Origin of the sequence: Enterobacter sp. SORGH_AS_0287 (genome assembly GCF_031453695.1) — a bacterium.
Taxonomy (GTDB): Bacteria; Pseudomonadota; Gammaproteobacteria; order Enterobacterales; family Enterobacteriaceae; genus Enterobacter; species Enterobacter ludwigii.
In genome coordinates this window covers 1029076-1043997 of the sequence record NZ_JAVIZW010000001.1, presented here as the reverse complement: position 1 = coordinate 1043997, position 14922 = coordinate 1029076, and the positions used below count along the sequence as shown (strand labels likewise).

The following is a 14922-nucleotide window of genomic DNA, read 5'->3' as shown; positions in this document are numbered from 1 at the left end:
AAATGGACCACAGGTGGGTAGATGTGCAATGGGAAAAACAGAAATAATACTCACCATAATTATTTTATTCGTTATTATATTTGGCTTCTGGTTTATTTTCAGCGGTGAGATCTGGTTTCTGGTGGAATACCTTGAGAACAGTATCTACCCCACCTTCGATGCGCTATGACGCATGTTTAATTCCTTGTTTCACCTACCGAATTTGTCAGGTATCAGCACCGGTAAGAGGTGCGTAAAATACGCAACGTTATCCTCCAACAAGTTGATAACGAATCATTAAATCATTTGCTTATTTCGCCCGTTCTCTGACGGGCTTTTTTTATTTCCGGCAATTCAGCTGTGCCAGGCTATATCTTAAACATCGTTAAACCTAAAGGTGAGAAATGATGAGCAAGAAAATCCTGATGTTGGTCGGCGATTACGCCGAAGATTATGAAACAATGGTGCCCTTTCAGGCTTTACAGATGATTGGCCATCAGGTGGACGCCGTCTGCCCGGACAAATCCCGTGGCGACTACATCATGACGGCGATCCATGATTTCGACGGCGCCCAGACCTACAGTGAAAAGCCGGGCCACCGTTTTATCCTCAATGCCGATTTTTCCGCCGTAAAAGAGCAGGATTATGACGCGCTGCTAATCCCGGGCGGACGAGCCCCTGAATATCTCCGGCTAAATGATGACGTGCTGAAACTGGTGCAGGCCTTCGACGCCGCGCGCAAACCGATTGCTGCGGTTTGCCACGGACCGCAACTGCTCGCTGCTGCCGGCATATTAAAAGGACGAACCTGTAGCGCCTATCCCGCCTGTGCGCCTGAAGTCCGCCTCGGCGGCGGGCACTATGCCAATATCGGTATCGATCAGGCGCACGTAGACGGTAATCTGGTCACTGCCCCCGCCTGGCCTGCGCATCCGCAATGGCTGGCGAAATTCAGTGCATTGCTAGAATAACGTTGCCCTGCTCCCGCCAGCAGCGCCTGGCGGGAGCAATCTGCTGGGAATAATGTGTCGCCCGGCGATTTAGCGATCCTGCTGCTCCCACTGCGCTTCCCGCTCACGCGCTTTTCTGCGGGCTTCCTCTTTTTCACGATACAGTGGCGGATAGTAGATGTTCCCCCAGTCCCATTTACCGAACCAGAGACTCATCAGCGTACTAAAGATGAGTATAAGCACGGTATAAAACAGAACGGTTCCGCTTTCACCACCGTGACTGAACAGATCGATGACCAGCGAATGCTGCTCATCGCTAAACCACTGCGGATGGTCATCAAGCATCATGAAAAACAGGATCCCAAAGAGTAAATCCCCGACTTTAAATCGTTCATGAAATTTCGTGCGCCAGTTTGCATTATGTTTTTCATAATAATTCAGCAGGAACTGGTTGTTTTCCTTCAACGCTAAATCAAGTACTTCGCCTGAAGGAACTTCACCCGACCTCTTCTGATAATCACTCTGCGCGCGCAAGAAATCCGGGAAGATACTGCTGTAGATGAGCTCATTGAGTAATAGCCTGACGATATTGGCTATAAAAGGCATCAGGGTAGTGGCAATCAAACCTAAGGCGGCGAGTGCCACGCAGAAAAAACCCAGATGTTCGGTCCAGTTAAGTGTCTGAACAGGCCAGGTCAATATTCCTTGCCCGCTGTATACCAGCAGCGCCAGATCGGCGAAAAGGACAATATAGATGAAGCGGATAATCCATTGCCATTCCCAGATTTTATCCATAATCCCTAACCCTGCCGGGAAAGACGCTTTCTCTTTCTTTTCATCCGTCATCATTTACCTCCCCTTTGACTCACGGAACAAACATCCCTCGTTCAATAAAGAAAAACTGGCGCAAATGCGCCAGCTCTTAATTTAACGTTCACAACGAAGACCGGCGGTTCCCGGCTTGTCAGTGTTTCTCAATATACATCGTCCGGCTATAAGCCACGTCTTCCGGGTTATTAATGGGGTAACCTTTCACCCATGGTTTGATCAGGCGGCCGTTGGTGTACTGGTAAATAGGTGCGATCGGCGCTTTTTCCGTGAGGATTTTCTCCGCCATGTTGTAGTCTGCGTTGCGGGCTTTCGCCGTGTTTTCAAGCGTCGCCTGATGGATAATTTTATCGTACGCCGGATCGTTGAAACGCGAGATATTGCCGCTGTGGGTTGAGGTCAATAACGACAGGAAGGTCGATGGCTCATTGTAATCCCCGACCCATGACGCGCGGATCACATCGAAATTACCGGTATTACGGCTATCGATGTAGGTTTTCCACTCCTGGTTTTGCAGTTTGACGTCAACGCCGAGGTTTTTCTTCCACATCGAGGCCACCGCAATCGCGATTTTCTCATGGTTTTCTGACGTGTTGTACAACAGGTTCAGCTTCAGCGGGCGCTGAGGGCCATAGCCCGCGGCCTGAAGCAGCGTTTTCGCCTGGGCATTAAGTTCCTGCTGTGACATCTGCTCAAACGGCGAGGTTTCTGGCGTAAACCCTGCCGTCACGTCTGGCGTGAAATGCCAGGCGGGCTTCTCACCGGTTCCTAACACTTTGTCCGCCATGATGCGGCGATCGATGGTCATGCTCAGGGCGAGGCGTACACGGGCATCGGCCGTGGGTCCTTTTTGCGTATTAAACGCATAGTAATAGGTGCCCAGCTGAGGCGGTGTATACACCTGTCCCGGAATGTCCTTGAGCAGCTTCTGATACATGTTTTTCGGGAACGATTCGGTGATATCAATATCATCCGCCAGATAGCGTTTAGTGGCCGAGGATTCCTGGTTAATCGGTATGAACGTCACTTTTTGCAGGACGGTTTTGGCGTTATCCCAGTAGTGTGTATTCGGCACCACAACCAGTTTTTCATTCACCACGCGATCTTTCAGAACGTAGGCGCCATTTCCGACCAGAGCCCCCGGACGCGTCCACTCTTTGCCGCTCTCCACATTGGCCTTTTGCACCGGATAGAAGGCAAAGTTTGCCGTCAGATTGCTAAACCACGGCAGCGGTTTATCCAGCTGCACACGTAAGGTTTTTGCATCTACGGCCGTCACGCCCAGCGTATCTGGCGCGGCTTTACCATCAATTATCGCCTGTGCGTTATGGATACCCGCCAGCGCCGCAAACCAGGCAAACGGAGACGTGGTTTTCGGATCAACCAGACGCTGCCAGCTGTAGACAAAATCCTGAGCGGTAACTGGAGAACCGTCAGACCATTTCGCGTTATCACGTAAGGAGAAGGTCCAGATACGGTTATCGTTACTCTGCCAGCGCGTCGCCACGCCTGGGGTCAGTTCACCTTTCTCATTCTGATTAACCAGCCCTTCAAAAAGGTCGCGAATGACCTGTATCTCGGGTAATCCCACGGCTTTTGCCGGATCAAGGGAAGCCGGCTCATCTTTAATGTGTCTGACCAGCTCCTGTTTTTGCGCCAGTACCTTGCCCTGTGGCACATCAGCGGCGTACGAAAGTGAAGAGAGTCCGCACAGCAACAGTGCAGCACAGAGACGCGAAACAGGATGCTTCATAAGATCCCCTTTTATGAATTCAGGTAATAAGCAGATGCGTAATTATTTGTTTCGACAATGAGAATTGCAAATACCTTCCTCCGGAAAGTTGATATCCGGCAATTTTCCCGCCATACGGAAACTATTTGATTAACCGCGAGTTTTGCACAACACTGCCAGTAGAGACTTCTTTATCAGGATTTCCTATGGCAATCACCCGACCCAGAGCGGAACGCGGCGCCTTCCCGCCAGGTGCAGAGCAGTATGGCCGTTCATTTTTAGGCGCATCGCTGATTTGGTTTCCGGCCCCCGATGCCGATCGCAACAGCGGTTTGATCATTGCCGGCACGCACGGTGACGAGAACTCGTCTGTCGTCACGCTCTCGTGCGCGCTGCGCACGTTGACGCCCAGCTTACGACGTCATCACGTGATTCTGGCCGTCAACCCGGATGGGTGTCAGCTTGGGTTACGCGCCAATGCGCGGGGCATCGATTTAAACCGTAATTTCCCGGCAGCAAACTGGCGCGCCGGTGAAACGGTTTATCGCTGGAACAGCTCCGCTGAAGAGCGTGACGTTGTCTTACTGACCGGCGATACGCCGGGCTCGGAGCCGGAAACACAGGCGCTGTGCCAGTTAATCCATAAGATCCACCCGGCCTGGGTTGTCACCTTTCACGATCCGCTGGCCTGCATCGAAGATCCGCGGCACACCGAGCTGGGTGAATGGCTGGCGAATGCTTTCGCCCTGCCGCTTGTCTCCAGCGTGGGCTATGAAACCCCTGGCTCATTCGGCAGTTGGTGTGCCGACCTGGGATTACCTTGCATCACCGCGGAATTCCCGCCGATATCGTCAGACGAAGCCAGCGAAAAATATTTAAAGGCCATGGTGGAGCTTTTGCGCTGGCAGCCTCAAAAATGAAGGACGCCGCTGGTAAACGTGAGTGCCGGTGAAACGTCAACCGCCAGCCATGTCGGGCCATCAAGATCGGCAAAACTGACATGATTTACCAGCGGCAGCGCCGCGTTGATCGCCCGGGATGTACACAGCATACATCCCAGCATGATTGAAAACCCCTGCGCCTGCGCCTGTTCTGCCAGCGCCAGCGCCTCTGTCAGCCCGCCGGTCTTGTCGAGCTTGATATTGACCATCTCGTAACGGCCCTGCAGTTCAACCAGGCTATCGCGCGTATGGCAGCTTTCATCTGCGCAGATGGGCAGCGGGTGGATAAAATTCTTCAGCGCCGCATCATCCTGTGCCGGCAGAGGCTGCTCCAGCATGGCTACGCCCAGGTCGGCCAGCAGCTGACATCGTGCGGCAAGGCCTTCGGGATGCCATGACTCATTCGCATCCACAATTAACGTGGCTGTCGGGACTGCCGAGCGGATAGCGACCATACGCTCGCTGATCAGACGATCGTCAAGCTTCACCTTTAACAGCGTCGCCCCCGCATCAAGGAGTGCTTTTGCGCTGGCGGCCATGTGTTCAGGCTCGCCAATCACTACCGTTTGCGCCGTGACAACCGATGTCGGCAACGTGACGCCTAGCAGCGTCGTCAGCGAGGTTTGCTGTTTGGCAGCCTCCAGGCTCCAGAGTGCGCAGTCAATCGCATTACGTGCCGCGCCGGCGGGTATACGCTGCTGTAACGCCTCGCGGGTGAGCCCTTTTTCCAGATCGGGAACGAGCGTCATGATAAGTGCCATTACCGACGCCAGACTTTCGCCATAGCGCGGGTACGGCGTGCATTCGCCGACGCCCTTAATGCCGTCCTCTTCTATCTCCACCACCACCACACTGGCTTCGCTTCGACTGCCGCGGGAGATCACAAACGGGGTATGCAATGGCCAGGCTTCTTCATAGACCTTAACGCTTCTCATCACTGACTCCTTGCGGCCCGGAAAGGCGAAAAAATTGGTTTGCCGTGTTATCCGCTGATGGCATACACTAGCCACGACGTTAACTATATGTAAACAGGAAGATATCTATGTCACAACTCGTTCATTTCCAGGGCAACCCGGTTACTGTTGCAGGTTCCATTCCACACGCTGGCAGCAAAGCACAGGCTTTTACTCTGGTGGCTAAAGATCTGTCTGACGTCACACTGTCTCAGTTTGCTGGCAAACGCAAAGTCCTGAACATTTTCCCAAGCATCGACACCGGCGTCTGTGCTGCATCCGTGCGCAAATTCAACCAGCTGGCGACGGAAATGGACAACACCGTTGTGCTGTGTATTTCTGCCGACCTGCCGTTCGCCCAGTCCCGTTTCTGCGGTGCTGAAGGCCTGAGCAACGTCATTACCCTCTCCACCCTGCGCAGCCCGGATTTCCTGGAAAACTACGGCGTGAGCATCGCGGAAGGCCCACTGAAAGGCCTGGCAGCGCGCGCTGTACTGGTTATCGATGAAAATGACAACGTCGTGTTCAGCGAACTGGTTAACGAAATCACCACCGAGCCGGATTACACTGCCGCGCTGGACGTGTTGAAAGCATAATGAATGCTTAGCATTCTATATAGCTTAGCAATCTAATGAAATAACAGGGTTTATTTCTCTTTGCAGGCTCTGGAAGACGACACATGACAAACCTCGCACTGGCGGGGTTTTTTATTCCCTTTAAGCTGAATCGTTAAAGCTAAAACTTTCACCGTTCACATTTACTGTGCAATTAATTGTATTGAAGTTAACTTAATTGCGATCTTATTCTCATATTAGACCTTAAATATTCATATTTTCTTCCCCAGTGAAGCACATCACATTTCCCTTCAGGTCAAAACATTAGATTTGCTGACGAAAGCAAATAATCGTTTCAGCAAAAAGGAAAGGATATGAAAATTAAACTGGCTATTACGCTCCTTGCGGCTTTGATTTCGGGTCATGCTGCGGCGAAAACCTGGGTGCTGACAAGCGCTGAAAGCGGCGTGGAGAAAGGAAACTGGAAGATAATGAGCGATGAGCTGAAGGTAAAAGATCAGGTGTTCAGCATTGAACAAAAAGTGTTGCACGGTGGCAAACAGGAAGGCAGCAAAATCCTTGTTATCAGCAGTAAAAGTGGCCTGACCATTACCTTAAGCCCCTCTCGCGGCATGAACCTGCTCCGTGTGGAAGGCTTCGGCACCAGAATGGGCTGGGATTCCCCGGTAAAAGAGGTCGTGAACCCGGCATATATTAATCTGGAAAGTCGCAACGGGCTTGGCTGGCTGGAAGGTTTCAACGAGATGATGGTGCGCTGTGGCTATGAGTGGACGGGCCACCCGGTCACGGCTGACGGCCAAATCTATACGCTTCACGGCAAGGCGGGCAATACGCCTGTCTCGCAGGTTGAAGTGGAGGTGGCTGACGCCTCCCCCCATGAAATTCGAATTCGCGGTTTGATCAAAGAGAGCACGTTCAAAAAAGCAGATTTGCAGACCATGGCCGAACTGCGTTACGTCCCAGGAACCAACCAGTTCAGTTTGCACGATGTCCTGACAAACCATGCCGATTACCCGCATGATTATCAAATCATCTACCACAGCAACTTTGGTACCCCGATCCTCGAAGAAGGTGCGCGCTTCCTTGCCCCGGTCGCGAGCGTCAGTCCATTCAATGACTACGCGAAAGCCGGTGTCAACGACTGGCAGACCTATGCCGGGCCAACGAAAGGCTTTGATGAGATGGTGTTTAACCTCAAACCGCTTGCGGATAACAACCACGAAACCCTCGCGGCCGTGGTGAATAAAGCCGGTGATAAAGGGGCGTCCATTCAGTTTGATACCCGCCAGTTGCCGGTGCTGACCTTATGGAAAAATACCGACACCCTGAAGCAAGGTTATGTGACCGGTATTGAGCCGGGTACCAGCTACGCCTACCCGGTCACCATTGAGCGCGAACAAAAACGCGTTAAGCAATTGCAACCGGGAGCCAGCACACAGTTTGATCTGACCTATACCCTGCTCCATAACCCGCAACAGGTGAAAGACGTGGAGAACCGAATTGCATCGATTCAGGGAGAGACAAAGGTCGACATTAATAGCACCCCTATCGCAAAAGAATGAGTAAAAAAAAGCCTCTTTACAGAGGCTTTTTACCGTTATTCGTCACCCTTCTTCTGATTCAAACCATATTCTCGCAACTTATTGGCAATCGCCGTGTGTGAAACGCCAAGGCGTTTCGCCAGCTTACGGGTGCTTGGATAGCTACGGTATAGTTGCGTCAGCACGGAGCGCTCAAAACGGCTGGTAATGTCATCCAGCGAACCTTCCATCGCCTCTTCACCTACTGACACCGTCCCGGCATCGTAATCCGGTAACAGAATATCCTGCGGACGCAGTTCATAACCTTCCAGCTGCGTCAGTGCGCGGTAAACGGCGTTCTTGAGCTGGCGAATGTTGCCCGGCCAGCCGTAGCGCATGAGCACCGTGCCGAGATCGGCTGAAAGCTTCGGACGCGGTACCCCCTGCTCGTCGGCAAAGCGCGCCACAAAGAGTTCGGTCAGCGGCATGATATCCTGCGGGCAATCGCGCAGCGGTGGGATATTCAGGGTCAGGACATTCAGGCGGTAGTAGAGATCCTCGCGGAATACCCCTTTTTGCACCAGTTCGACCAGGTTTTTCTGCGTCGCACAAATCACACGCACATCCACATGAACTTCGTGATCCTCGCCTACGCGGCGGAACGTGCCATCATTGAGGAAGCGCAGCAGCTTGGCCTGCATGCGTGGCGACATTTCACCAATCTCGTCCAGCAGCACGGAACCGCCGTTAGCCTGCTCGAAGAACCCTTTTTTACCTTCCGGCGCGTGACCAAATAATTCGCTTTCGACGGCATCTTCCGGAATCGAGGCGCAGTTCAGGGCCAGATACGGTTTTGCCGCTCGCGGGCTGGCCAGATGCACAGCATGCGCCAGCAGGTCCTTCCCGGTACCGGTATCGCCGGTAATCAGCAGTGGCGCGGTCAGACTCGCGAGTTTGCGCGCCTGGTCCACCACATGCCGCATTTTCGGGCTGACGGCAATAATCTGGCTGAATGCCCCCACATCCTGGCTGGAGATATTTTGCAGCTGACGGCCCATGCGCACGGTGGAACGCAGCATGATCACGGCACCGGTCAGAACGCGCGTGTCGGCCTCGCCTTTCAGATAGACCGGCGTTATCTCCATTAAGAAATTCTGTCCGTGGATAACCACATGCTCGCTGTGGGTGTTCTGCGGGTTGCTGTCCAGCCAGCGCTGGAAGTTAAAGCCGGGAATCAACTGTGCTGCGTTGTGGTTGCTGAGTTTTTCCTGACTCTGCGCGAACAGCTGGCAGCTGGCATGGTTAACACGCTCAACCTTACTTTTTAAATCCAGGGAGAGGAAAGGCTCTGGCATAGCTTCAAGCAATGCGCTCAATGCCAGATGCTCACGCTCCGACGGCATCCAGGGGATGGTGCGTACATCCGTAACGCCAGCGATACGGCGTATTTCTGCCATCAGGCTGCTGAACGTATTAAATTCAATTTCGGCAAAATTGAGGTAAATTCGCCCGACAGGATCGATCTCAATGCCACGTAAATCAATGCTACGTAAAACAAGAAGATCGAGTAATTCGCGGGTCAGACCGAGACGGTCTTCACAGAAGACTTCAAGACGCATGGGAAATTCACCGTTTTAAGCCAATAACATTAAAATGATATGTCAGAACACGGTGATCGGGAAGATGGCTGTCAACAAATATTGACAGCCAGCACGATTAATGACCAAACCGGCTACTGAACCGGTTTTTTATTGAGCGTCTCTTTGAGCTGACCGATTAACTCACGTCGGAAATCCCCCAATCGCGGCTTATCGCCATCAATCCACGGCAGTGGACGGCACACTTCCATCGCTTTGATGCCCAGACGGGCGGTCAACAAACCGGCGCCAATACCCTGCGCGGCACGGGCAGAGAGACGCGCCGCCAGATCCTGCGACATCCAGTCCATCCCCACTTCCCGCACGAGCTCACTTGCTCCGGCAAAGGCGATGTTGAGCAATACCAGACGGAACAAGCGAAGGCGGCTGTAGTACCCCAACTCAATGCCGTATAAAGCAGCAATCCGGTTAATCAGACGCAGGTTACGCCAGGCGATAAACGCCATATCCACCAGCGCCAGCGGGCTGACGGCAATCATCAGGGTTGATTCCGCAGCAGAGCGGCTGATTTCGCGCCGCGCCTGGGCATCCAGCACCGGCTGCACCATGTGGGAATACAGCGTCACCACTTCACGATCGTTCTGGGTTTCATGGATAGCGGCATACCAGCGCTGAAGCGCCGGGTGCGACTGATCAATACCCGCCTGACTGGCCAGCTTTTCACAAAACGCGCGGCCTTTGCCGGTTCCGTGACTGTGGAGCAGATCTCGCGCTTCATCACGCTCATGGGCGCGCTGTCGCAGGCGCCACAGGCGACGCCACTCGGTCGCAACAGACCCGACACCCGCCCCCACAATCAGAGCACCGGCAGCGCAGCCGCCCAACGCGACCCAGTCCTGGGTTTGCCAGGCGTTGACCGCCCACTGGACGCCTTGCCCAACCACGCTGACGCCAAACAACGCCAGCCCGGCAGTCACCATCTTTCGCCACAGGCTGCGTTTTGGGCGTAGCGCGGCTTCCACCACCGCTTCAGCCGGCCCCTCTTCAACAAGCAGCTCTTCGGTCAGCGCCGGGGCAAAATTATCTGCCTGCGGGCCATTAAACGTCTGCGCGGTTTTAAACGCCTCCGGGTGCTCTTGCTCAAGCGTTCCGGTAAAATCAATGCGCGGTTTTAACGGTTCCGTCATCGCAATTTATCTCCAATCAAAAACTCCAGCGCCGCATCCAGACGGATATGCGGTAACGGCTGATCGACCGTCATGGCCTGCGGGCGGAAGGCTTCAAACTGGAAGCCCTGGTTCTGCCAGAAGGCCGGCCCCGGAAGGCGTGCGGGCACTTCGCCCGGATAGACAGTAAGCGGTTCGCCGTCGCTGAGACGATTCCCGCGCAATGCCGGTATTTTCTCGCCATTAAGGTCAATCAACCCACTCTGTGTCGCCTGTACGGAAGCCAGTCCGAGGCAATCCATGCTGATCCCTTCGAACGCGGCATTCTGCCAGGCGTCCTGCACCAGTTGCTGCAGCAGCGACACCATATTGGCATGCTGATCGACCGTCACGTGATCGGCTTTTGTGGCCGCAAACAGCAGCTTGTCGATAACGGGTGAGAACAGACGGCGAAACAGCGTGCGCTGCCCGTAGTGAAAACTTTGCATTAACTGTGTCAGCGCCAGGCGCATATCGTTGAAGGCCTGCGGCCCGCTGTTCAGCGGTTGCAGGCAATCCACCAGCACAATCTGGCGATCAAAACGTAAAAAGTGGTTTTTATAAAAACCTTTCACCACTTTTTCACAGTAGTAATTGTAACGCTCGCGCAGCATTCCGGCGTTAGTGTGTTTGTCCGACTGGGCCAGTTTTGACTCCCCGATGCCACCCACGTCCGGCCACGGGAAAAACTGCAGCGCAGGTGCGCCCGCCAAATCTCCCGGCAGAACAAAACGGCCCGGCTGGATGAAATGCAGCCCTTCCTGCTTACACTGATGCAGATACTCCGTCCAGGCCTCGGCAATCGCCGCCAGCCGGTTTTCATCGGCAGGCGCCAGCGGATCCAGGCCTTCGCACAGTTTTCGCCATTTCGTCGACCACTCGGCGCGGTTGCCCTGCAACAGCCCCGTCATCTGCCGTGACCAGCTGAGATAATCCTGTGCCAGCATAGGTAAATCGAGCAACCACTCACCGGGATAATCCACAATTTCCAGATACAGGGTGGAGGTATCTTTGAAGTGGCGCATCAGGGATTCATTAGAGCGAAAACGCAGCGCAAGGCGAATTTCACTCACCCCGCGCGTCGGCGTCGGCCAGGTGGGCGGTTCACCATAAAGCTGAGCCAGCCCTTCATCATAGGTAAAGCGGGGAATGCCAAAATCGCGCTGAGGCACACGTTTAACCCCCAGCAGGCGCTCTTCCCGCACGGCGCTCAGCAGCGGCAGCCGCGCCCCACTGTGCAGGTTAAGCAGCTGGTTCACCATCGCGGTGATAAACGCCGTCTTGCCGCTGCGGCTCAGCCCCGTCACCGCCAGACGCAGATGACGGTCAACGCCACGGTTCACCAGTGAATTGAGTTCGTTCTTAAGTCGCTTCATCGCCGTCCTTCATTGCCCGGAAGCCTCAAATACATTGCTTCAGAATACAATAAATGGGGGCAGATCGTTGATTATCAATTCTTATTTATTGCTATTGCCGTTTTCTCTCCAGTAAGATGAACGACATTGCTGTTAGTCAGGAGTGAGTAAGGTGTATGTCACCCACCATCTATGATATCGCACGGGTTGCCGGCGTTTCGAAATCAACCGTCTCCCGCGTTCTGAATAAACAAACGAATATTTCTCCTGAAGCGCGTGAAAAAGTGTTGAAGGCGATTGACGAATTAAATTATCAACCCAATAAACTCGCCCGCGCCCTGACCTCTTCTGGCTTCGACGCCATTATGGTTATTTCGACACGCTCGACGAAAACCACCGCCGGCAACCCTTTTTTCTCTGATGTTCTGCATGCCATTACAGCCAAAGCTGAAGAGGAAGGTTTTGACGTTATTTTGCAAACCTCGAAAAGCAGTGAAGACGATCTGCTGAAATGCGAAAGTAAAATAAAACAAAAAATGATTAAAGGGATCATCATGCTGAGCTCACCGGCAAATGAATCCTTTTTCACAACGCTGGATGCTTATGGCGTACCGGTGGTCGTCATCGGGAAAGTCGAAGGTGATTTTCAGAATATTTACTCGGTCGACACGGATAATTTTCACGACAGCGCCACGCTAACAGAAACCTTTATTAAAAATGGCCGACGTAACATTGCCTGTCTGCATGCGCCGCTCAATTATCATGTTTCGATTGATCGTCTTGCCGGTTATAAATCCAGCCTGGAAAAACACGGCATCACCATTAACCCGGCGTGGATCATCGACGGCGGATATACCCATGAAAGCGCGCTTGCCGCGGCCACAGAATTGCTCTCCTCGGCCACGCCACCTGATGCGGTATTTGCCACCGACAGCATGAAGTTACTCAGCCTTTATCGCGCGGCGGATACTCTGGATCTGAGGATCCCTGAGCAGGTTGTGATTGCAGGATACAGTGACCCGATGCTCTCTCTCATTTTAACGCCAGCACCCGGGGGCTTTGATATCCCAACCCGCAAGCTGGGTGAAGAGAGCTGCAATCTTCTTTTCAGGCGTATCGCCGGTCAGCCTGCGCCACAAAAAGTGCTTGTCGATACCCATTTTACGTTAGCGCCCTCTCTTCGTTAAAACCAGGGGCTGAAAGCCCCTGGCATCCGGTCTGTCAGAACGCGTAATTAACGCCAACACCCGCGTAGTGGAAACGGTCGCTGTCGCCTTCGTCATGGTTTTCCCATTCGTAGGCGTATTCCAGCGTCATGGATAATCCATTGTTGAAGTCATACGCGTACAGAAGACCCAGTCGGTTGAAATCGTGTCCTTCACGATCGGGATCGTCCTGCCAGTCCCAGTTCGACCAGCGATCCAGCCCCAGACGGGTATATGGCGTGAGCGTAGTCTGGCCTAATGAAACAGGCAGATACGCGCGAATTTCCTGCGTTGAAAATTCGCCGTTATTACGTGAACTGTCCATATTGAAACCGCGCTCAAGATAATAGTTCACTTTTGCAGAGAAGGTTTCATTAATGGTCCAGGTAAAACCCGTTTCCGTTTCTACACGGCTGTCGGCATAACCGGTTTTTTCCAGGTCATTAGCAAACTGATACATGGCAAACCAGCCACCAAAACGCCAGTCGTCGGACAATTTAATATCCCAGTCCGGCTGAATTTTGTAGCGCTGCATATTTGCGCTACCGTCTTTGGCACCGTGTTCATCTTTAAAGTGATAACCGTAATTACGGAAACCGCCGGTCAACCCGAGTGTAAAATCATCGGTGCCAATAAAGCGATAGCGTAATTCAAATTCCGGACGGTCAAAATAGGTCCCACGGGTCATGCTGCTGTAATCAACCGGTCCTTCCTGATACATTGCCAGCGAAAGGGTCCAGGCATCCCATGTGGCATTAAACCACACAGAGGGTTCATATAATCCATCTTTATCGTCGCCCTGACCTTCGACGTTTTCAATTTCATACATGGCACCGATATTAAATTCCCAGTGTTTTGCTGATTCCGTTGCGTGCGCGCAGCTAACCCCTGCGCACAGAACGAGCGCAGCACGTCTTAGTAGAGTACTCATTTAAATGTTCCCTTTATAATTAACTCAAAAAAAACCGGAAATTTGCATTTCCGGCGAACGCCTTTCTTATCTAATAGCCACTTCAGTATCAGCGTCGAAGAAATGACATTTATTCATATCGAACTGGATGCCGATATTATCCCCCGCCGCATAATCATTTACCGCTCCTGCACGAACGACCAGCTCATGCCCGCCCACGGTGGCATAGAGCATGAACTCAGCCCCGGTCAGTTCGGCCACGCTGACTTTTGCCGCAATATCATCCCCACGGCTTTGCAGCGTCAGAATATCTTCCGGCCGGATCCCAAAGACCACGGCTTTACGCTGATATCCGGCGGCATTCACCGCCGCCAGCGTGTCTTCAGGTATCTCCAGACGCAGCGTTTCCGTCACGAAATAGCGATCGTCTATCGCGCCCCGGATAAAATTCATTGCCGGTGAGCCGATGAAGCCCGCCACAAACATATTCGCCGGTTCGTTGTAGACCTGCTTAGGTGCCCCCACCTGCTGAATAACGCCATCCTTGAGGATCACAATGCGGGTCGCCATCGTCATCGCTTCCGTCTGATCGTGGGTCACGTAAATCATTGTGGTGTTGAGCTTCTGGTGCAGCTTGCTGATTTCAGCGCGCATTTGCACACGCAGCTTGGCGTCGAGGTTAGAAAGCGGTTCATCCATCAGGAAGACGCCGGCTTCGCGCACAATCGCCCGTCCTAACGCCACGCGCTGACGTTGGCCACCCGACAATGCGCCAGGTTTACGCGTGAGGTAATCACGCAACCCCAGGATTTGTGCCGCCCAGTTCACGCGCTCTTCAATGACCGCAGGGGCAATTTTCTGCATCTTCAGGCCAAACGCCATGTTGTCGTAAACCGTCATATGCGGATAAAGCGCATAGTTCTGGAAAACCATCGCAATGTCGCGGGACTTGGCGGGCACATCGTTCATACAGACGCCGTCAATCACCAGCTCACCGGCGGAGAGCTCCTCCAGCCCGGCAATCATACGAAGCGTCGTCGATTTACCGCACCCCGAGGGACCCACAAAGACGATAAACTCCTTGTCCTCAATTTCGAGGTTAAAATCCTTAACCACATGGACCTGGTTATCGTAGATTTTCTGAATATGTTTCAGAGACAGTTGAGCCATT

14 protein-coding genes are annotated in these 14922 nt (G+C 53.1%); 6 read left to right on the top strand and 8 right to left on the bottom strand.

Translation table 11 applies throughout. The annotated features are described in order from the left end of the window. Positions 1–28: 28 nt before the first annotated feature. A complete protein-coding gene (locus QE396_RS04980; protein WP_020882478.1) occupies positions 29–169 on the top strand; it encodes an Ecr family regulatory small membrane protein in 141 nt (46 codons plus the stop codon). Between the two features lie 217 nt (positions 170–386). Further along, positions 387–950 carry a DJ-1/PfpI family protein gene (locus tag QE396_RS04975; protein WP_025204027.1) on the top strand — a complete coding sequence of 188 codons (564 nt, stop codon included), beginning with the start codon at positions 387–389 and terminating at the stop codon, positions 948–950. Positions 951–1019: 69 nt separating this feature from the next. Here the strand turns inward: QE396_RS04975 and QE396_RS04970 are convergent, their stop codons facing one another. Next, entirely contained in the window at positions 1020–1778 is a 759-nt protein-coding gene (locus QE396_RS04970) for a hypothetical protein (protein WP_032669776.1), read from the bottom strand. A 115-nt stretch (positions 1779–1893) separates the two neighbouring features. After that, positions 1894–3510, bottom strand: coding sequence for an ABC transporter substrate-binding protein (locus QE396_RS04965; protein ID WP_020882475.1), 1617 nt, complete (start codon positions 3508–3510; stop codon positions 1894–1896). A 185-nt stretch (positions 3511–3695) separates the two neighbouring features. Here QE396_RS04965 and mpaA point away from each other — a divergent pair, with 185 nt between their 5' ends. Continuing rightward, positions 3696–4409, top strand: a complete 714-nt coding sequence (gene mpaA, locus QE396_RS04960) for a murein tripeptide amidase MpaA (RefSeq protein ID WP_020882474.1) — start codon at positions 3696–3698, stop codon at positions 4407–4409. Here the strand turns inward: mpaA and ycjG are convergent. Continuing rightward, positions 4400–5365 carry an L-Ala-D/L-Glu epimerase gene (ycjG, locus tag QE396_RS04955; RefSeq protein ID WP_020882473.1) on the bottom strand — a complete coding sequence of 322 codons (966 nt, stop codon included), beginning with the start codon at positions 5363–5365 and terminating at the stop codon, positions 4400–4402. The two genes, mpaA and ycjG, sit on opposite strands and share 10 nt — an antisense overlap. A gap of 107 nt (positions 5366–5472) precedes the next feature. Between ycjG and tpx the strand changes: the two genes are divergently transcribed. After that, a complete protein-coding gene (gene tpx, locus QE396_RS04950; protein WP_047366404.1) occupies positions 5473–5979 on the top strand; it encodes a thiol peroxidase in 507 nt (168 codons plus the stop codon). 332 nt (positions 5980–6311) lie between these two features. Next, positions 6312–7520, top strand: coding sequence for an aldose 1-epimerase family protein (locus QE396_RS04945; RefSeq protein WP_309950182.1), 1209 nt, complete (start codon positions 6312–6314; stop codon positions 7518–7520). Positions 7521–7555: 35 nt separating this feature from the next. Here the strand turns inward: QE396_RS04945 and tyrR are convergent, their stop codons facing one another. The 3 genes from tyrR to QE396_RS04930 form a co-directional block, all read right to left on the bottom strand. Further along, positions 7556–9097 (bottom strand): transcriptional regulator TyrR, encoded by a 1542-nt coding sequence (gene tyrR, locus QE396_RS04940; RefSeq protein WP_014170325.1) that lies wholly within the window; start codon positions 9095–9097, stop codon positions 7556–7558. Between the two features lie 113 nt (positions 9098–9210). Then, on the bottom strand, positions 9211–10263 hold the full coding sequence (locus QE396_RS04935; protein ID WP_020882470.1) for a YcjF family protein: 1053 nt from the start codon (positions 10261–10263) through the stop codon (positions 9211–9213). After that, positions 10260–11657, bottom strand: coding sequence for a YcjX family protein (locus tag QE396_RS04930; protein ID WP_020882469.1), 1398 nt, complete (start codon positions 11655–11657; stop codon positions 10260–10262). The genes QE396_RS04935 and QE396_RS04930 overlap by 4 nt, the downstream gene beginning before the upstream one ends. 155 nt (positions 11658–11812) lie before the next feature. Here QE396_RS04930 and QE396_RS04925 point away from each other — a divergent pair, with 155 nt between their 5' ends. Continuing rightward, positions 11813–12823, top strand: a complete 1011-nt coding sequence (locus QE396_RS04925) for a LacI family DNA-binding transcriptional regulator (protein ID WP_020882468.1) — start codon at positions 11813–11815, stop codon at positions 12821–12823. A gap of 34 nt (positions 12824–12857) precedes the next feature. On the opposite strand, the gene QE396_RS04920 is transcribed toward QE396_RS04925, so the two are convergent. Both QE396_RS04920 and QE396_RS04915 read right to left on the bottom strand, forming a co-directional pair. Further along, positions 12858–13772 carry an OmpG family monomeric porin gene (locus QE396_RS04920; protein ID WP_020882467.1) on the bottom strand — a complete coding sequence of 305 codons (915 nt, stop codon included), beginning with the start codon at positions 13770–13772 and terminating at the stop codon, positions 12858–12860. Between the two features lie 66 nt (positions 13773–13838). Then, a complete protein-coding gene (locus QE396_RS04915) occupies positions 13839–14921 on the bottom strand; it encodes an ABC transporter ATP-binding protein (protein WP_309950174.1) in 1083 nt (360 codons plus the stop codon). Between the last annotated feature and the right edge of the window lies 1 nt (position 14922).